This window comes from Streptococcus sp. 1F3 (genome assembly GCF_054968985.1).
This window is the reverse complement of record NZ_JBUEQR010000035.1, coordinates 20,585-42,088: the sequence shown is the minus strand read 5'-3', so window position 1 is coordinate 42,088 and position 21,504 is coordinate 20,585. Positions and strand designations below refer to the sequence as shown.

The 21,504-nt window shown below is 38.3% G+C and carries 11 protein-coding genes; 6 read left to right on the top strand and 5 right to left on the bottom strand.

What is annotated here, in order from left to right:
* Positions 1 to 243: 243 nt before the first annotated feature.
* The 5 genes from ACVPON_RS02865 to ACVPON_RS02845 all read right to left on the bottom strand — a co-directional run bounded on the left by ACVPON_RS02865 (position 244) and on the right by ACVPON_RS02845 (position 14,695).
* Positions 244 to 1,899, bottom strand: coding sequence for an amino acid ABC transporter ATP-binding/permease protein (locus tag ACVPON_RS02865; RefSeq protein ID WP_462875994.1), 1,656 nt, complete (start codon positions 1,897 to 1,899; stop codon positions 244 to 246).
* Positions 1,892 to 3,667, bottom strand: coding sequence for an ABC transporter ATP-binding protein/permease (locus ACVPON_RS02860; RefSeq protein WP_462875993.1), 1,776 nt, complete (start codon positions 3,665 to 3,667; stop codon positions 1,892 to 1,894). The genes ACVPON_RS02865 and ACVPON_RS02860 overlap by 8 nt, the downstream gene beginning before the upstream one ends.
* Positions 3,668 to 3,953: 286 nt before the next feature.
* On the bottom strand, positions 3,954 to 9,029 hold the full coding sequence (locus ACVPON_RS02855; RefSeq protein WP_462875991.1) for a ZmpA/ZmpB/ZmpC family metallo-endopeptidase: 5,076 nt from the start codon (positions 9,027 to 9,029) through the stop codon (positions 3,954 to 3,956).
* An 864-nt stretch (positions 9,030 to 9,893) separates the two neighbouring features.
* Complete coding sequence (locus ACVPON_RS02850) at positions 9,894 to 12,926, bottom strand: glycoside hydrolase family 98 domain-containing protein (RefSeq protein ID WP_462875989.1); 3,033 nt, start codon at positions 12,924 to 12,926, stop codon at positions 9,894 to 9,896.
* A gap of 1,595 nt (positions 12,927 to 14,521) precedes the next feature.
* Positions 14,522 to 14,695 carry a helix-turn-helix domain-containing protein gene (locus ACVPON_RS02845; RefSeq protein WP_462875987.1) on the bottom strand — a complete coding sequence of 58 codons (174 nt, stop codon included), beginning with the start codon at positions 14,693 to 14,695 and terminating at the stop codon, positions 14,522 to 14,524.
* A 219-nt stretch (positions 14,696 to 14,914) separates the two neighbouring features.
* Here ACVPON_RS02845 and ACVPON_RS02840 point away from each other — a divergent pair, with 219 nt between their 5' ends.
* The 6 genes from ACVPON_RS02840 to ACVPON_RS02815 all read left to right on the top strand — a co-directional run bounded on the left by ACVPON_RS02840 (position 14,915) and on the right by ACVPON_RS02815 (position 21,503).
* Complete coding sequence (locus tag ACVPON_RS02840) at positions 14,915 to 15,871, top strand: hypothetical protein (RefSeq protein ID WP_462875985.1); 957 nt, start codon at positions 14,915 to 14,917, stop codon at positions 15,869 to 15,871.
* A gap of 111 nt (positions 15,872 to 15,982) precedes the next feature.
* Positions 15,983 to 17,770 (top strand): hypothetical protein, encoded by a 1,788-nt coding sequence (locus ACVPON_RS02835; RefSeq protein WP_462875983.1) that lies wholly within the window; start codon positions 15,983 to 15,985, stop codon positions 17,768 to 17,770.
* 97 nt (positions 17,771 to 17,867) lie between these two features.
* A complete protein-coding gene (locus ACVPON_RS02830) occupies positions 17,868 to 18,887 on the top strand; it encodes a hypothetical protein (RefSeq protein WP_462875981.1) in 1,020 nt (339 codons plus the stop codon).
* Positions 18,888 to 18,964: 77 nt separating this feature from the next.
* A complete protein-coding gene (locus ACVPON_RS02825; RefSeq protein ID WP_462875979.1) occupies positions 18,965 to 19,897 on the top strand; it encodes a hypothetical protein in 933 nt (310 codons plus the stop codon).
* Positions 19,898 to 20,081: 184 nt separating this feature from the next.
* The gene (locus ACVPON_RS02820) at positions 20,082 to 20,408 is read left to right on the top strand and encodes a hypothetical protein (protein ID WP_462875977.1); all 327 of its coding nucleotides are present in this window, start codon (positions 20,082 to 20,084) and stop codon (positions 20,406 to 20,408) included.
* A gap of 3 nt (positions 20,409 to 20,411) precedes the next feature.
* Positions 20,412 to 21,503, top strand: coding sequence for a cell division protein FtsK (locus tag ACVPON_RS02815; protein WP_462875975.1), 1,092 nt, complete (start codon positions 20,412 to 20,414; stop codon positions 21,501 to 21,503).
* Position 21,504 lies beyond the last annotated feature (1 nt).

Sequence of the window (21,504 nt, the reverse complement as noted above, 5' to 3'; positions counted from 1 at the left end):
GCCTTGGTGAACACCAGTTCTACCTTCAGCTTCGATTGTAAGGAAATGAGTGGTGCTAATCTCATTTCCAACCTTTCACAATTCTTAATTGTGAAAGCTAGTCTACTTTTGATTTTTATTGAGTATAAAAGGTGATTGGAAGTTGGAAATAAGGAAAGGGAGTTTCCATAATCCTTGAAGGATTAAAAGGTAAACTAAATGAGTATATGATACCACGAATAAGCACTCGTGTCTATCTTTCGCCTAAGTTACGAGACCATCCTCAATTCGGTAAATCCGTTCTGAACAAGCAAGGGTACTCCCCCTATGCGAGATAAGAAAGACCAGTCCCCTACATTCCTGCTTCACCAATTGGAGGAAGAGAGCTTCATTCAGTGAATCCAAATTGCTCGTTGGCTCATCAAAAATATAACAGTCTGCCTGTTTCAATAGGGCACGCATCAATTCCAGACGCTGGGCTTCGCCAGCTGAAAAACTGGTTGCATCAATAATTGTATCAAGTCCCTCTGCCATCTCTAAAATTCGTTCTTTCATCTGACATCTCTCTGCCAGAATAAGAATTTCTTCGTCTGAAATATCCCTTCTTCCTAGTAGCAGATTTTCACGAATACTTTGGTTAAAAATCTGAGGAATCTGAGGAACATAAGCAAAGTGAGCCTGTAGCTGGGCAGGATGTAAAGCCTGACTATTTCGTTTATTTAATTGAATGCTTCCAGCCTGCCATTCGTACCAACGCATCACCAATTTCATCAAGGTTGATTTACCAGCACCTGACGGACCAGTAATCCCAATAATCCCGCCCTTAGTAAAGTCAATAGATAGTCCATCATATACCACTTTTCTATCCTCTTTATAGGCGAATGTTAGATTACAAATTTCAATCCTATCAATGGTTTCCAAGAGAGGTCCCCCTGTCTTTTCCATTTCTGGTTCATCTAGTAGAGAAAAGATATTACGTCCAGCATTCATAGCCCGTTTAAATCCTAAGGGCAAACGACTCAACTCTAAAAAGGGAGCAAAGGAACTGGTAAAAGCCACCAATAGCGATAGACCTGTAAACACCCTCAAACGCTCCATTTGGACTAGCCTAAGGGTTTCCCAAGCAAAGAGTGTCGTGCCAAAACCAATCACTGAAAAGCTATAGACTTGTTGCATAAAATAGGTCTGGGCTACTTGTCTTTCCCTGACATTGACTTGCTGACTTTGTACCTGTAAAGCCTCAGTATACGCCTCCAGTTGACGGAATTGCAATAAGTCCTTGACCGCTTTTAAGCCCTGTATAAAGGTCGCTACATAGGCTTTACGTTCCTGATTTTGTGCCTGTAAAATAGGGGTCAGACGCCTAGCAAATCGATTGGGCAAGATGAGAGCCAGTAAGGCATAGGTCATCAAGGCTAGAACAGCCAATTCCCACCCATACCTGACAAAGGTGACAAACATGAGAAACGCAACCAAAATCCCCGTAGAAATAGGTGCCAAGGTATGGGCAAAAAAGATTTCCAAGGCCTCAATATCCTCGCTTATCATCTTGAGCAAGACTCCACTATCTTGACAATCTAGCTTGCCAGGTGCTAAGCGGCGTAATTTAGCAAAGATCATTTTCCGAAAGGCTGCTAGACTATGAAAAGCGACATAGTGCCCAAAGTAGTGCTCTCCATATCGGAAGACACCCCGTAATAAGGCAAGGACGATCAGGGCTAAAAGCAACAGCCAAGACAGTCTAGCTCCTCTTTCTAAAGCCTGCCCTGCCACTTGCACCAAAAGAGTCGGAATGGCTACAGTTGTTACAAAGCCCATAACTGCAAAGAAGACTGCAAGACCGATGTACAATAGTAGATGTTGCATCGTCTTTATCAAACGGGGAATCACTACTGCTGTTGGGTATCTCTCTTTATCCATAAACGGCCTCCTCTAATTGTGCTTGAATATCTACTAACTGACGAAAGGCTGGGTTCGTGGCATATAAGTCCCTCGCAGGTCCTACATAGGCTTGATGATCTGCTAGGAAAAGAACTGTGTCTGCTAGATAAACCTGTTTCATCTTATGGGTAATCATCACAACGATTGCAGTCTCTGCCACCAATTGAAGCAAGTCATAGATAAGCCCTTCATTATCCGCATCTACACTGGAAGTAATTTCATCAAAGATATATAAGGAACGCTTAGCCAAGATTGCCCGAGCACAGATAATCTGTTGGCGTTGACCAGGAGAAAGATGCTGACCATTTTCGCCCACTATTGTGTCCAAACCATCCGGCAAATCATGGATAAATTGTAAAATGCCGTGCTTGTCCATCCAGATAAGAAGCTCATCTTTTGTCCAATCACATGCCATGGCTAGATTCTCATAGAGGGGCTGGTTTAAAAGATAGGATTGACTCGATACATAGAGAACCTGCTGGTTTATAGCTGCTTGACTAAGGCTATGAAGCGATCTCTCATCGAATAGAATCTCTCCTTGCTGAGGACACAAACGCTTCATCAACAACTGGGCTAGGGTCGTTTTCCCTTGCCCTGAGATACCCGCAACTGCATAGAGATGCCCAGCTGACATGTCCCAATCAAGCCCTTGCAAGACCTTCTTTTTACCATAAGCAAAGGAGACATTTCTTAGATAAACTTGATCAAAATTCTCTAAAACTGTGACTCCCTCTTCAGATTTCCCCTTTATCTGGTCTAAAAAGCCAAAGATTCGGTCTGCCATTTTAGTATTCATCATAACCAAGTGCATGCCATACCCCTGCTCGCGAATCGGTGCAAAAAACTCCGTCGCAATCAAGATAAAAAAGATAAATTGGAACAAGGTTAGGTGTCCCACCACCAGTTGATCAATCGCCACAAAACCCGATAGAGCAATTCCTAGATACATGACCGCATCCATATAGCCCACTGCTTGCAGTTGAAATCCTAGTAACTCCATGGTCGCATCCCTAAACTCTTCCGCCTGCTCATTGAAACTTTTCTCATACAAGGCATCTGCCTGATAGGCATACAAGGTATTTAACCCTTTTAAATCATCTAAAAAGAGATTGCCAACATCCATATAAGATGCCCAATATCGATTCATGATGCGCTGTGAACGCTTCTGCATGAGGACAATGGAAAGTGGAATCAAGGGCAGTACAACTATAAAAATGAGGCTCCCCAGTGGGAATAACCAAGCCACTAAGAGTAAGATCGTCGTACAATTCAAATAAGTCCGAAGCGACATGCTTAAATAATGAGAGTAATACGTATCTAAACTATCTATTCCTTGAGAGGCTACTGTAAAGACATCTGCTGCTGTTGTCTCTGACTCAAATTGACCATCTTGGGCAATCAAGACTTCAAAGAAAGATTTCTTCAGTCCATCACGAGCAAACTGGGAAGCAAGCCCCTGCAAACGCTTGGCAAAGAATGCCACTGTAAAACCAGCCAGATTAACAACTAGCAAATGCAGAACCAAATCCCTAAGACTAAATGCTTCCTTTGCCATATAAGCTGCAAACCCTTTGCTAATCCAATAAAAACTCAAAATTCGAACCAAAAACTGAACCCATGACAAAAAAGCAGCTAGATAAACCAAGGGCATTTTCGGTCGTATCTGCTCCTTCAGCCTTGTCAATAAATATTTTTTCTTCTCCCGTGATATTTTCTGAGTTTGGCTCACCCTCTTACTCCCTTTCATTGTTTGTGACTATTATAACATTCTTTGAATTATCTGTAAATTCTAATTCATAAATGGATACCGATTCATACTCCTCAAAGAAAAGCAAAAATAGATAATACTCAATCAAAAAGGATAGAAGTTGACAATAAAGTAAAAGAGGTCGGCAACAAAGTCCGACCTCTTTTGTTATGTTACTGTATCCTCTATCACTGACCAGGACTCCACCTCAGCCATCCAATATCTGGTTGACTACTCTTATCCCCTCTTGTAAAAGAAATACGACTAGCCTAAGAAAGGATACAATCTATTTGTAAATAGATGTTTTAAAATCGTCTGTTTGAAGCAGATAAGCCTTATAAATTTTCGATTTTAATACGTTCACCCAACTAGCTGGTACATGAGTTGTTGCTCGATTAATATTCGACACATCTTTTGCCATTGCTGCATCCATTAAATCTTGCAACTGTTGAACGGATGTGATGGTCACTTCTTTGGTTGAATTTGGCACACCTAATTCATACTCAATCGTAATTGGTTTGAGGGAGGAGGCTTTTTCAATCCGTTCTGCATACATTGCCTTCTTAAAATCACTCCATGAGGAATACTCACTGTTAAAGACTTTCTCAAATATCAGATCATCTGTAACCAGTCCAACATATCGTCCAAACCAACTTGACCAAGTACGACTGCCACTGTCTAATGCTTCTTTGCCATATTGATTTGATACATATGGTAAGAATCCATTTTTATAACCTTTAGCTGCCCAAAGTTCAAATGCCATACGTTTAAACATTAAATCACCCGGAGCCCCCTTATCATTTGATAAAGCAGCATAGATTGGTGACAACATTGGAATACTGTAGTACTTATTACGAGCTATTTCTGCTTCATCATAGTATGAGCGCCTATTGATGATATTGTGATCGACCAAATCATTTAAGGTTTGCAATCCTTGCACCTCATCATCGCTTAATCGTCTGATTTTATTTGCCGCATGGGTTTGTTGACCATCTCTATCTGTAATGTGTTTATTTTCAATAACACGTAGCCATTTTTTCTTTACATCATTGGATTGTTTTAACAGTGAAGTTGCTTCTAAATAATCCAATGTGTAGATGACATCAAACATGCCTGTAATATATTGATCAACATCCGCCATACTTTGATAACGGCTTAGGGGATCAGCTACATGATAGCGATTTGCATCATCGACAGGCTCTTTAAACATTGTATTAATACCAAGGATGGACGAACCTTTTTCAGGAGTTTCTAATAATCCAAAAGCAAACAGCTCTGCTCCAAGTCCTTCTCGACGAGACAAATTATTAAAGAAGGCAGACCCATCCAGATTATGAGTCATTTCATGCGTGAATACTTGGGCCCCTGCCTTATCCAACACACCATAGACAACAAAATGAACGATAACCCCTGTTGCATAGGCTGCTGAACCATTGTTAGGATAATAGCGACCAACAGGTCCAAAGAAACCTTGAATGGAATCATCTTTATCATGCAAGGTACGCCAAGAGCGTGTTCCTGAACTGTCTACATAATTAAAGCCATCATAGGTCAACATCGTTGCAAAGAGCTTATCTTTTGCTGCATCGTCTAAAATCTTATACCAAACATCAAAGTAATCACGTTGCCAGATGGCAGCAGTGTCAACACGATCACGCATATAAGCCTTAAAGTCATCGCCAGTCAATGATGTCGCATTTTTATAACGCTCATAGCCCCCAAATGAGATACCTGCCATATTTGAAATAACAAAGACACTCTCATCTGGCAATGTTAATAGGGGCAATAACATATTCCGATGAAACCATTTGCCACTCGTTATCGTATCATAAACGCCTATAGAATACCTGTTATTCTTTTGACCATACGCTGCATCTTGTTTTTGACGTGCTTCGTCTACGCTAGATGCCGTTTCCACAATATAAGCCTTACTATTTTCTTTCAACCATTCATTATTCGATTTGGTTGGTAAAAATAGCTGACGGTAGTTCTCAAGATACTCAAACAAGGTCTTTTTGGGTTTGGAAGTGCTAATGACACGGTCGAAAGCTTGAACGTTACTTGATGCTTTTAATAAATCAAAGCCTGCATTTCCTAAACGAATGATCTGATCTAGCGTAGATACAGATTGATTTCCAAAGAAGTCTAATTTATAAGCCGACAAATCTTTGACGTTAATCGTATCATAGTTGATATTGTACCACTTATTTAAGTAGGTCAAGCCTAAAAGAAACGGAGTTGCATTTGCTTTTATTTTTTCAATCAAAGCCTCTTTTACAGCACCTTCTGGGACATTGATCGCCGCATCCGTTGACAGTACCTTTTTCAATTCTTTCGCCAAGTTTGATTTGACTATGTTGAAAGTACTATCTAGATACAAATCCTCAATTGATTTTGTCGAATCATTCTCCTGAATCTTCAAGGTTTGGCGAACCCCTTGCGAATCTAATTCAATCGCTGACAAGGTTGGCAACAGAGCGTCAATAACATCTGAATACCCATCTACTAATACCTCTGGTGTATATAATAGGGGCGTTCCTACAATCGTATACTCTGCTATTCGGTTGTTTTTAAAATCTTCCTTATAGGCAAGATCCATATATTCGATTGTATCATCATCGTAGTGCAACAACAATCGATTGATAGCCGTTTTAGAAGCATGGATATCCATAATCATTTGATTATTGACCATTGGCACAACATCACGTAAATTGGTTTGATACAATTTTTGCGAAGGCAAGATTTGATTACCTAAACGGACAATATATTCTTTATTATAGAAGGGTAATAATTTTTCCGTATTGTGGTAGGCAACTGTACGTTCTGCCCCTGCATTCGGTACTGTGGTATAGTCTACTCGGTAATGGTTCAGTTGATTGGAAGTACCGGCTGACTTTGGAAGATAAAATACCGTATTTTCCTTATATTCTCCTTGCTCATCTTGTACCAATTCTGGTAAAACGACACGGATTTTGTAGACAGGTATGCCATTTTTTTCTTCTTCACTGCTGCTTGCAATCGGTAGCCATAATGGCTTTCCGCTTGTTGATAACACCTTAATAAAGTGGCTTTGGAGGTTACTATCCGTTAGCTGGGGTCTACTTTGTAACTGATAGCTTTCTCCAACTTTTTTATAGAGTTCAATACCACGAATATCTTTAAATTCAATTTTCTTGTATTCCAATTCAACATTAGTCGATTGCTGAATTTCACTCTGTTCACCATTTCCTAGATTATAAGTTACTTCGGTCTTTAGCGTATAAGGTGTAAAATACTCTAAATTTCCAATCGTCAGTGGCGTATTCATATCTGAAATCGCAACATCACGGATAAACTCATCACCTTTATACAGTTTTACTTTCGCTGAATGATAGGCCTGACTCGGATCACTTAATGCAAAAGTCATTGATACAGACTTGCGATCTTCATTTTTAGTAACGGTTGGCACAGTTATCGTCGGTTTTTGTTTTACTTTGGTACCGACTTTAATCACTTGCTCCGTTGCCGGCTGAACGACTACTATCGGTTTGTTTGCAGTCACTTGCCCAGTCTGAGGATCTAAGCTATAGGTTGTGGTTGTAGTCCTGCTACCATTTTGACCTGCCTGTTCGACCACTTCTTGACCGGCTTCTAGACTGTCATCATTGATACGGCGTTCGCTATAAGGCACCACTTCTGTAGTCACAGTAGGCTGGGTGCCGACTGTGACAAGGCGAGGGACGGCTACTTTTGTGACAGTTTCACGAACAACAGTATCGCTAGTTGCCTCTTTGACAACCACTTTTTCGCCATCTTGGCCGGCTTGGGTTTCCATTGTCTGACCATGCGCCAAGCTTTCATCTGCCGAGTAGACCGTCTCAAATGGTAGGACGATCCGAGTTTCGACTTCCTGGGCTTTACTACCAACCCGAACCACCCGATCAACCGCTGCCTCTTCGGTCACTACTGGAGCATTTTGCGTCACTTGCCCAGTCTGAGGATCTAAGCTATAGGTTGTGGTTGTAGTCCTGCTACCATTTTGACCTGCCTGTTCGACCACTTCTTGACCGGCTTCTAGACTGTCATCATTGATACGGCGTTCACTATAAGGCACCACTTCTGTAGTCACAGTAGGCTGGGTGCCGACTGTGACGAGGCGAGGGACGGCTGCTTTTGTGACCGTTTCACGAATAACAGTATCGCTAGTTGCCTCTTTGACAACCACTTTTTCGCCATCTTGGCCGGCTTGGGTTTCCATTGTCTGACCATGCGCCAAGCTTTCATCTGCCGAGTAGACCGTCTCAAATGGTAGGACGATCCGAGTTTCGACTTCCTGGGCTTTACTACCTACCCGAACCACCCGATCAACCGCTGCCTCTTCGGTCACTACTGGAGCATTTTGCCTCACTTGCCCAGTCTGAGGATCTAAGCTATAGGTTATAGTTGTAGTCCTGCTACCATTTTGACCTGCCTGCTCGACCACTTCTTGACCGGCTTCTAGGCTATCATCATTGATACGGCGTTCGCTATAAGGCACCACTTCTGTAATGACAGTAGGCTGGGTGCCGACTGTGACAAGGCGAGGGACGGCTACTTTTGTGACCGTTTCACGAATAACAGTATCGCTAGTTGCCTCTTTGACAACCACTTTTTCGCCATCTTGGCCGGCTTGCACTTCCTTCATTTGTCCATAGGGCATTGTATCATCTGATTTATATACGGTATCAAATGAAACCGTCTCTACTTTTGAAGTTCCTTGACCGTGTTCAGACTCTTTATTCTCCTGTTGTTGAACCTTTGATACTGGAGGTACAATCTTTTGTGAATGGTCCGATTTTATATAGCCAACATAACGATAATTAGGAATCTCTAACGGTGTTGGAAAGTTTTCCTCGCCCTTCACTGCAAGTGTTTGATTATAAGTTGCTAGTTCATGGCTAGACAAAGCCAGTGCACTAGACGAAATGACAGAACTTCCTAAAGCAGTGACTACTAATACAGAGGTTACTTTACCCTTTGTATTTTTACCAATGGCAATCCCCACTACCATAAACAATAGCGCCGCTGAAGATAGGAGTACAGAATAATCACTTCCTGTAGATGGCAATATATTTGCCACAGTAGCCTTATTTGGGCGATAGATTAAATAGTAAGTACTCTCTTCTTGCTGTTCTAATGTTGGTAATTCCTTGATAATAAGTTGCTTTTCCTCTTCTGTCAGCTCATCTTCACTAACATACTGATAGTGCACTTTATAGGTTGGTTGCTCACTCGCTAGCACTGGACTAGCCTGAAATGACAGGCAAACACTCCCAATAGCAGCCGACACCAGCCCGACTGACATTTTTCGCAAAGAAAAACGCTTCCATTTTTCTATTTTCATAAACACCCCCAAATAATATTCTTCAGTGCCATTTTACCATAAATGCTTCTGAATTGGCTAGAAAGTTGATAAAAAATACTCTAATACAAAAAATGAAAGAGCAAACACGAACTAATACTCAATAGAAATCAAAAGTAGATTAGAGCACCGCTCATTTCCTTATAATCGAAGCCCAAGGTAGAACGAGCCTTCACCAAGGCAAGTTGACCAAGTATCCTTTTGATTTTGAAAGAGTATAAAAGCTCAGAAAATAGATCGGTAACTGTTTCGGCTCTAGCCAATCACAGACTAAAAATCTTCGCCGGAACGGTTCACTCGTCACATTTCTTATTTTTGCCCAACCTCTGGTGGTGTTGAAGGGATTTTTTGAAGGGAATAGATCAGACGGAGTCATGCTAGCTATTCTCAAGCTCTTAAAATTGTATTTCCTATAGTGGCAGAGTGTCCACTTTTTTCTGGTTATACTCATTTAGTTTAACTTTTATTCCTTCAACGACTGCGGAAACTCCGTTTCCTTATTTCCCACTTCCAATCATCTTCTAGATGATTGGAACTCACTTTGCCCTACTCCAGTATAGCCTGCAGCTCCTTGCCTAGTACTAAAAGTAAACGAAACAACTATATCAGAGTCTTAAAAACATATTTATATCGATAAACAAAAAAAGTTCCAGAGCTATTCAAAACTTTGGAACTTTTCAATATATAAGTCACTGTATCATCATGTGGCAATGACTGTCTTTTTTCAATGAACGGCGACTTTAACAAATTCTAAAATGTTTCAAAAAATTAGAAGTTACTAGATGACACATAGCACTTATTCTAACTAAGTCTAGCCAAACTTTTAAGTCATGTTCAATCAAATGCTTATGCTTTCTCTTTTTTAGCCCTACCAAGAGCTAAGAAAGCTACCAAACCGAGTGCAATGAAGCCGGACTCCCCCAAATTAGAAGTTGCCGTCCCTGTTTTTGGCAGTACTGCTGTTGAAGTTGATCTCACAGTAGCGCCAGATAACTTACTATTTGTGTTGTTTGGATCTGTAGCAGCTATCTTTCCTTGATCATCTGTAGCACGTTGAACCTTAAGGGCTATTTCCTTTTCTGCAACTGGGTTTCCATTTGCATCTTTTACTACAATCTTAACTAGAAACTGGCGTTCTTTTTCGTCTTTAGCCCAGTCTGCTACTGTTGCTGTACCAGTTATCTGACCAGTAGCCAAGTGATAGGTCAAGCCATCTGGCAACCCTGCCACTTCAACTGTAGCATTAGTTGGAAGATTGGTTACTGGAACATCGATTGCTTCAATGGGTTTCTTTTCAATAATCGTTTTGGCATCCATATTGCCAACTGTTACAGTTGGTTTACTGTTTGAATCTTTTGGATCTGTACCAACTACTTTTTCTTGATCATCTGTATAACCATCGCTATCACTGTCTGTATTTGCTGCATCTGGAGTTTTATCGCCCTCTGCTTTCGGAAGGGTGACTTTAAAGTTCAAGTAACCATTGTTTTTAATCGTGATTGTTGCCTTTTTACTAAGACTATCATAGCTTATTTCTGGTGTTTGATAAGATTGATCTGTTCCAGAAAGAACATCTACACTTGGTTTCCCTACTACATTCTCCAAAACAATTGTCGTTGTCCGAGCTTCGCCTCCTGGATTTGTTTGAATATACCGTTCATACACCCAATTCAAGGCACCAACTTTCCCAAGCTGAGGAAGATTTTTAGCCTCACCAGCAGACCCTGCACCTTCCCACAGTGAATCTTTATTGGTTCGGTAATTGTTTAAATTGAACTGAATAGTATTGTCTGTAACTTCTCCTATCAAGAAACTATGAGGTTCAAGAGTTATCGTTGTGCCAATTCCATTAAAATCAAAGGTCCCTGTCTGCGCTGTATTTTCATTATACTTATAATTATAGATAAACCATCGATTCTCTATTTTTTGCCCAAAAATATCTCCCTCATACTGCTTTTCATAAATGGAGTCAAAGAATTGTTTTTTTGCATCCAAATTCGCCAATTCAGGTGAATTTAAATCCAAAATCCTCACTCCCTCTCCAAACCGTTCTCTCAAATCTTCTTGACTGAGCGTTGATGGGACAGCTGCAATATTTCCATAACGTCCTGTTGTATAGAGGGGACTCTGAGCTTTTTCAGTATGAAGTCCCTCAAAAAAGCGCCCATTATTAACGGTTGAGAAATCTCCTCTTAAGATAACCTTTGTTCTATTTCGCACTTCCTCTTTAGATGGAGCTGGGTTTGCGATAACATAACGGAAAAATTCTTTAATGACATTGGTAAACAGAGGTGATTCTAAATCCTTGACACCGTAGGTGTAAAAAGGATGTTCGAAATTATAAACACTCCCTCCATTGAGATAAATAGCCAGAGCCTCTTCTCCAAGCATGGCTTCCGGTTCAGTCAACCATTGCCGATCTCCTTGACTCTTTCCAATATTTCCTTCAGCAAATAATTTCCATTTCCCTGTTTCATACCATTTCCAAGTATCCATTAGCCCACCCCATTGATAGGCATAATCTGACAGCCACAATCCTGTCATATAACTACTCGTCGGAGCATCATTCCCTTCAGCAGCTGGCGTATTCTTATACATGAAGATGAAGTTTTGCCAATATTTGTCTAACGTATCCTTAAATTTAGTTTTCCCTTGTGTTCCCATCGCCTTCTCAATTGAAGCATGGTTGTTTTGTTCCGACCAAATAAAGTAACCACCATATTTAGCAGATAGACTTAAATAATCTGCTGCACGGCTTTCAATCCCCTCGCTCCAAATCCAATAATTTTCAGTCGAGAATAGACCTTGAAGGTTTGGATATTGTCTATACATATTCTCAATCCAATTATTGGTTAGCCAGTGTGCCGCTGTATAATGTGAAACATTGCCTGCTGTATAGGTTGTTAGTATGATTGGAATCGGTTCATTCTGCCCCGTCTTAGGATTCACATACTCCTTTGCTTTTTTCAAAAAGTATTCATAGAATTGTGCTGCCGTTCCCTCTCGCTTAGGAAGATCATCTGGATGGAGCTGAATAACAACATAGGGTTTCAGATCATCTGGAATAGATTCCCATTTTCCATACAGGGTATCATCTCCCCAAAAACTATAATTTCCCTTTTCAAACTCTGGACCATTTGCATAAAGAGGCATCATGAGTAAGGGATGATCATTCGTAATCTCTCTGCGTTTCTCCGCTGGAGTAAAATCATGTGGATTCTTAAATTTTCCTTTAGCAACGAAGAATGCTCCTGCAAAAACCAATTCATCTCCCCACGTTTGCTCCCCTGCATAAGCTCTCAATTCTAAATTTCTAGCCCCTTCAGGAATAGCAAGATCCACCTTAATAGCTGGAGTATCGTAAAGGATACCATCTGGATGGTCTGTCTTAGTTGAATACAGAACCTGATCATCTACAATGATGTCAACCCTATCCAGCTTAGCATGATTGCTATCTTGATGGTTTGCAGTCCTATCCAATCCGATATAAGTTGAAAACTTGCTAACTAAAGCATCAGAAATATCATAGACAATACTAGCTGGGGAAGCAGCTACTGTTCCTAAGCCCTTATCAAAGGACTGGACTGTACCATCTGCTAGTACCAATGAAATTTTTGTATCTTGACCATCATTCCCACTGGTAAAGGGCCTGTCTTTTTGGACAGTCTTGCTATCTGTCACATCTCCATGACTAGCCGAAACCCATTCAATATCTGACAGATACACGGTCGAGCCCCCATCTTCTGTTGCCGAAGCTTCTACTGCTGTCGGGGGTAACTCTTGTATCGTTTCTGCCTCAGATCCCTCTCTTAGACCAGTTCCCCATAGACTGATAAGCAACAACAGAATACCTAAAAACAAGTATTTTTTCTTATTCATAACTTAACCTTTCTTTTCTACAAAATACCCTCTGCATCCTTCCCTCATCTGAGTGATTCTCGGCTGAAACAAGAAATAGCTTGCCGGTCTAATAGCCAAAATTAGCTCGAGATGAACGTTCTACAACATATGTTACAATAGCTTTAAAATGACTATCCTAATCATGTACCAAATCCGGATATCTTCTCTTTACTTCATCCGTTAGGTGAAAGCGATTCAAGTTTCAATCCCAATCGATCATCAACTACTTTCCTATATCCTTTTTAGAACTGGTGAAAAGAGAACATCAATATCCCAACAGAGGTAACTGCACTCCTTCATCTAGAAGGTTATACTCTTTAAAAATCAAAAGGCTCCTTCGTCAACTTGCCTTGGTGAAGGCTCGTTCTACCTTCGGCTTCGATTATAAGGAAATTTTAGCGGTGCTACTCTCATTTCCAACCTTTCACCATTCTTAATTGTGAAAGCTAGTCTACTTTTGATGTTTATTGAGTATTAGAAGCGTTTTTTGCCTCAGTTACTAAAGCATCCTTTCTTTAGACGATCTAAAATCGCTCTCCTGAGGTAGCTCTACTAGCAATAGTAGAACCACTGTTATTTCAACCTCCTTTATATCCATACTCCAAAAAATCATCCCCTAAGAACCACGGGTGCTACAAGCACACTCTACCTTACACTCACTGAGATTATCAGTTGAGTGCATCGGTAACTACTTTCTGACATTTGATGATGACTTTCATAAAGTATAACGCTTTCATACTTTTATTGTAATGGCTTCCTACCGCCTGTTCAATACTTGGACAGAATATTGGCAATTCGTCAAAAGAGAGAGAAGAAAGCTGAATTTTTGTTCAACAAACCCACTACTATTCCAGCAACATCAAATTAATCCGACGTTCATAGCCAACCGCCTATACAATACTTAGACTCCCTAGCGACTATTTTATAGTGATTTCGTTTACATTTAGTACCAGGTAATACTCATTTAAAATCAAAAATAGCAATTATTCACCGAAAACAAAGTCGACTGCTCATTTTTTAAAACTCTAGGAAATTAGGAAACAATTTATAAATAACTAATGGATAGCAACATGGGGCACACTATCATGTTTGAGTTTTATAAATTTTCAAGTCTACTATTTTTGATTTTTATAGAGTATAAAAATCTCATTTAGAGACAACTATTGAAACCTAAACGGTATAAAAGGTATAACTCTGTAAATGCAACCAAGCTAGTTCCCAATCTCTACACTAGAAATTCTACATCTCCATCATATTTGGTCTCTTTGTCAACCCAATACAGTTGACAAAAAGACCAAAAAAACACCCGTAGGGAAAACCCTGCGAGTGCCTTAAAACATTGATATAACTGAATATTAACGTTTACTGAAATATACACTGATATATTATACAATTCTATCCGTAAATACGGAGGAATATGCAGCATTTTAATCAACAAAACTGTATAAATATTGACAGAGAGGGATTGTTCTCCCTATCATTTGAACCAATTTGAACCAATTTGAACCAAAACAGTTAACGATTGATAGACCTATTGAATACTTAAAGATTCAGCTCTTAGGGTTGAATCTTTTTTATGTAGAGTCATTTGTAAATTCAATTATATCATTAGGAGTACACGAAAGTATAGCACATAGCTTTTCAAGTGTAAGGAGAGTAATATTTTTATTTTTCTTAAGACTATCTAATGTTTTATTGTCTATTCCAGATTTCAGGAGTCGATACTGGGAAACATTCTTAGCTTCCATAGTCTTCCACAAAGGTCTAAAACTTATAATGGCTATCAACTCCTTTCTTCTCTCCATTATAAGCTGATTGTGAATCATTTCATATTGTGATTATATCCACAATATGTTATAATAGTCTAAAATTTAAGGAGGGCATCATGAAAAAATTACTGATAGTATTTAATCGTTAAACAACACAAATTAGGCATCAACATCAAAAATATGAAAAAGGAGAATAACATGAAAAAACTGCTAACAATTTCAATGTGCGTAGCTACACTTTTTATGACTGCATGTGGCAACACACAAGATACCTCAAATGGTTCATCAAAAAGTACGGAGATTTCTGGAGAAATGACATTCGGAGACTATATAAATTCAAGCGGTCGAAAAATATTTTACCAATTCTCAGATGATAATTTTTCCAAGGATACTTATATACATAGAATTAGTGTCATTGAAGACCAACAGATTACTTCGTATGCGATCGAGGAGCTAACTTTCGCTGATTTACAATCACTTAGTGATGATGAAATCATTGCAAAAGCTAAGGAATTGCATGCCCAATATGTTGAAAATAAACTAGAACTCGAACTAAGCGGTATCAAGGCAACTGTAGAGCATATCGAAGAAGTAAGAAGTTATACATCTAATGAACAAGATTTGTATGGAGAGCTTTCCGGTACAGTGTTCCCTCTACCAATTCAAGAAAAGTTTGATGCAATTGAAAATGGCGCATCTACAGAAAGTATTACTGATATTCTAAATACTTATACCACCTATGCTCAAAACATTGAAAACTCTGAAGAAGCTATCCAAGAACTTCAGCAACCATCTCCGACCTCTTACACAATTGGAATGTACACTGATGATTCTGGAAACAAAACACAAACTGAATATCTAAAATTTGAAGCCCTCGTATTCTCTGGAGAATATGCTTTCAAAGAAAAACGATTAACCTACGATGATTACCTAGAGTCTAAACCATTAAAAACCATAGCAATGAGTTCTGAGAAATATTTTAGTGGATTTATTAACTTTATCACTGAAGAAGTTTATGATTCAACATATCTAGTTGCATTTAATTCTGATAGCGAATATGTCTGGGCAACCAAAACCAATGGTGAACTGACATTGACACTCGACCAGCCAGATACTAAACTGAAAAATATCGAAATTGATGCAGAAACGGAATAGAATTAGAACGTAAGGATATGGATTTTATTGGTAAACCTTGATAAAATAACGCTAATCAAGGATTTCATATAAAATATAAATTGGGAAATTATCTTAAAGAAAGAGGGATGTATGAAAAACATAAAATTTAGATTGGTGGGTATAATTCTATCAATAACTGTTGTTATTGGCGGAATGTTTTGGCTTAATCAAGAAGCGAATGCCAATACAGTTAAGCTCCCAATTCAAAGTCAAACAGGAAAAATACATGTTCATCGTATGTACAACCCCGCATTAAAAGTACATTTGTACACAGTAGATGAAAATGAAGTAATTGTATTACAAATTAGAGGTTGGAACTATGACGGTGTCGCTTGGAATACAGCTAAAGTCGGTAACATAGCTGTTTATCGCCTCTACCACCCTATATTAAAAGTTCACTTATATACAAAAGATAAAAATGAGTATCAAGTATTAAGCAGGCGAGGGTGGAGCCAAGAAGGGACGTCATTCTATTCTCTTGGAAGTCAACCAATTTATCGCTTATATCATAGCGGAATCCAGAAACATCTATTTACCAGAGATTTTAATGAGTATCAAGTACTATCTCAGAGAGGCTGGAAGCAGGAAGGGATTGCTTGGTATAGTGTGGCAGACACTGTAACACCTCCAAGCACGACCAAGCCTAGCAGTTCGTCGCAAAGTACGACCAAGCCTAGCAGTTCGTCACAAAGTACGACCAAGCCTAGCAGTTCGTCACAAAGTTCAACCAAACCTAGTAGTTCGTCACAAAGTTCAACCAAACCTAGTAGTTCGTCGCAAAGCACGACCAAGCCTAGCAGTTCGTCACAAAGTTCAACCAAACCTAGTAGTTCGTCACAAAGTTCAACCAAACCTAGTAGTTCGTCACAAAGTTCAACCAAACCTAGTAGTTCGTCACAAAGTTCAACCAAACCTAGTAGTTCGTCGCAAAGCACGACCAAGCCTAGCAGTTCGTCGCAAAGTACGACCAAGCCTAGCAGTTCGTCGCAAAGTACGACCAAGCCTAGCAGTTCGTCGCAAAGTACGACCAAGCCTAGCAGTTCGTCGCAAAGTACGACCAAGCCTAGCAGTTCGTCACAAAGCACAACCAAGCCTAGCAGTAGTTTAACCTCAACAAGTACAGCTTCTTCAACCACTGTCACCAGAACTCCTAGTTACATAAAGCAAAAGGCAGATGAATTCTTAGCTACCTTACCAGATGTTCGCAACGCAAATGCGTATAGCAGTTACGGCTCATTAAATACTCATTATTCAGCACTACTTGATAGTACTAATCAAACAAGTTTAGTGACTGAACTATCTAATGGAACCTATAGCTATGCCAACTCAAACAGACAATTAGCCTCCACCCCATTGACAACCAACCTTCTTTCTCTCAATGACCGTTTTACTGATCGCTTACTTCAAAACATAAATCAGTTTCGCTCCTCTATCGGCCTCTCTTCTCTTTCAAAACTCGGTATGACCGATGATATGAAACGTAGTTTTGCTTCTCATGTGATATATAATTATCTATACAATAATCATTCCAACTCCAAAATTAGACAACAACTGGATGCTACCTCTGGATTAAACAGCATTGAATCAATGCAGCCACAACATACAGTATCTAGTCGAAGTGAGTTAACACCTGAAGCCTTGGCAGATAATCTTATAAGAGCTATTTTGAACGAAGCCTCCTCATATGCAAATAACGACGGCGGGGAGACAGGACATTTGTTGCAATTAATTGATGAAAAACAAAAATATATCTATAGCGGACTATTTATCTATAACTACAATCAAACAGATGCAATTGTCACAATCTATGGAAAGCAAGTAGTTATTGGGAAGAACTATAACTACTCAATTTCTACCACATTGCATTATTATGAATAATAACTAGATTTTGTGAGTCAAATACAATCATAGAAAATTAAAATTGCAAAGAATAGTTTCTCGCTTGAAAACAAATATTCAATACAGGAGTTAAACAATGAAATTTAGATTAATAAAATTATCAATATTATTAGTTGCTATATCAGCTATTTTGGCAGGTTGTGGTAAAAAATTAGATGGTACATATAATTCATATGGCAGTGCTTCAGCTTTTTCCTCATCGGATACACTTACTACAATCAAGATAGAAAATAACACAGTAACTATGTCTATTCAATATTATGAATTAGACGGACTTTTAACTACTCAGCTATCCGAGAAGAAATTTTCTTTATCTGGAAAAATTAACAAAAAAGACAAGACGATCACGGTTAGTAGCGACGAAAAAGGCGAATTTACTTTTAATTATGAAATTGCAGAAGGCAATCTTATTTTAGACGGCGAAAAATTTGTATCTAACACCTCAAAGAACTTTACTAAAAATCAAAATGATTATAGGGAAGCTCAGAAAAAATTAGAGAAAGAAATAGAGGAAAACTCCGAAATATCTGAAGATGCTTCAAGTAGTAGTACAAATACTAACGAAAACCCAACTTCTTCAAGCTTACCGAATGATACGCAAACAAAAAAAATCAGCGAAAAAATAACTAAAGATTTAAATTCTCAAATTATAGGTAAATGGACCAGTGGACACTTCGATACTCCTTGGAAAGATGGTAGCAAATTAGAGTTTAAAGAGGATGGAACATTTACTATAACAGAAATTATGCCAAATCCCGATTATTTGGCATATGATATTACCTTTTCAGGAACATATCAATTCGATATAGAAAAATTAACCTCTAAGCTGATGGAAGAAAGTACTTCGAGTTTTGGAACTCCGTTAGATTTGAATAAAATAAATACCTATCAGGATTATGTCGGTCAAAGAAACAATTTGTCCAGTTCGCTTCCAATGGTTCTAAATTATACAAAAACCGGACAGAATTCAGAGGGGATTATAAACGAAACGGCTACTACAACAATAGAAATTAGTTATAAAAATAATAGCATCGAGTTATCAACAACAAACTTTTTCTATAAGTTCACTTCTTATCCACAATACACAAAAGAATAGAACCACCAACAACAATCATTACATAAATAAGACTTCTCATAATATGTAGAGGAGTCTTTTTAGAAAGGAGCTCAATTATGAATATCAAACAATTTCTAAATGCCAATATTGGAAGACGACTTAAAACATATATCTCCTCAAACTACAAAAACAATAAAGAACTAATTGCTAAGCTAGACCGAGAGGAATACTACTGGAAAGAACCAAAGCTATCCCAAATAATCAATGGCGCTAACGATTCAATAAGTCTGAATGATTTGGATACATTAGCACATATTTATCAGGAGGAATATAGTGAAATTGTATTTGGCAATGACGATGATAAACTCTATCTAATTAGAATTATTCTGTATAGTATTTTAGTCAATGGAACTCTTTTCTCACACGAAGAATTAGAAAAACTTCATAAAAATCGTAAATTTGCAAAACTACCATCAAACTTATTAAATTTTTGGACAGTAACAGTTCCTAAGAATAGAGAAATACAGAAAGTAAGTAATATACTGATATTGTTACTATGTAAAAATCACAACTTCTTAAAACTCTATTTTGAAAAACTCTTCAAAAGGACTTTAGACAATTACCATACTCTCTTAATCCAACAGTTATTCAATGAAGAAAGTATTTTTTCAAATACTTGGTTATCTATATCAGAGAGTTTAGATAGTGATATTGAATTCTATGTTGCCTTTTATACAGCATTTGACAATTTTTGTTTGGATAGCAGCAAAGAACTTCTCACATATTTCGAAGATACTATCATTTCAAGATTTCGAGAGGCAAGCAATGAGGGAGAAATACGGCCTATGCTCGTATTAAAGGATAAATTATTTATCAATCATTTTAGTTCGCAAAAATTTCTAACACTTCTAGAGACTCTTTTATCCGATAATGATAAAGAGAATATACGACTATATAGTTTGTATCAATTAGAAAAACAATCTGGAGCATTACACACTTCACTTTATTCTGAAAAATTTGATTATAGTATTTTAGATGATGTAGATTAAAACACCGTGAGCCTAAAAAGGCTCTTTTTTATTTTTTCAAAATTGCCTATTGTCAGCCCTCAATGCCCTGTAAAAACATGAAACTTTAGTTCACCTTTTCCATTTATAATAGGATTATAAGAATTCTTAAAAAATAATTAATGAAAGATAGCTTTTCCTAGGTAGGCTGAAAGAGGTAATATCTATGGCATTTAAAGCCCATTATTCACAACAAAACGGTTATTCAACTGATACAGCTCAAAAATATTTTGATTTCGACAAACTATTTATCTCACTATCCCCTGAAGGTGATAAACGAAAGAATTGGATAGATGGTGAACCAAGTAACACTTTCCATTATCGCTATTGGTTTGTACAAGAGGGAAATCCTCCATTCGAGGTCAAGTTTGATGATATTCAAAAAATCTCACAATTTGACGAGGTTATCTTCCAAAAGCTTGAAGCCTGTGAAGTTCGTGGCAAGGTTTATTTCAGAGCCAAACAAGCAAAGACCGCAAAGAAAGGAGAATAATTCATGCAATTCCTGAAAAATAAACAACAGGAATTGAATGTAGTAGATTTAGATATTGAACTGCTTACTCAATGTCTAGAAATAGGGCTAGCAAATAGCTCTATTTCATCTGCTACTAATTCATTTTCCTTAGAAGTCGGTAAAGATTATCTTGATTTTATACCAAGAATTCCTTGCTCCTATGTACTAGATAACAACCTTTATCAAAGTATCTACAAAATACTATCTTCTTGTGGTTATCCCAAAGTAACTTTTCTAAAGCAACCAACGACTTATTTTGTCAAGAAGGAAAATCGCTCTTTTAACGTCTCACGAGCTTTCAGATTCCCATTCTTTCGGGGAATTCCTGAACGACTTTTCTATGATAATCTTTCAGATATTCAAGTAGATAATGGTAAATTTGAGCTGATGAAGAGCTTTCATGTCGATTTCAATAAGATTGTTCATTTGTTGATAGCTGGTTCAAGTGGGTCAGGAAAATCGTACGCACTTACTTATCTTCTATCTGTGTTGAAAAAATTCGCTCATGTAGAAGTCGTAGACCCCAAAACAGACAGTATTACTAGATTCTGTTTAGACAATGGTATCTCTGTCCTTTATCAGAATAAAGACTATTCATCAGATGAATTTGTAGCCAAGGTAAATTCTATATTAAAACTAGAATTAGATACGATATATAGTCGACAGCTGCAACTGTTGGAAAATCCCAATCAGATATTTCAACACCGTTGTATTGTGATTGATGAATTACTAGCTTTAACAACCCTAGCTAGCAAGGGAGTGAAAGAAACATTCTTTGCACTCCTATCAAATATTGCATTGTTAGGTCGAACCACCTCTTGCCATCTAATTCTAGTCAGTCAGAGAATGGATACAAATGCCTTACCAATCGCAGTTCGTGAACAAGCAAACTTTCTTTGGCAACTTGGTCCAATCAATAAGAAGACCTCCGTCTTCCTATTTCCTGACCTTGAAGATAACGAGGGACTATTGATTCCAAATGAAAAGGGCACTGGTATCGTACAGTTAATTGACGGGGTTAGTCCGCCAAATATCATGCCATTGCTTATTCCCACCATAAAAGGAGGACTCTAAA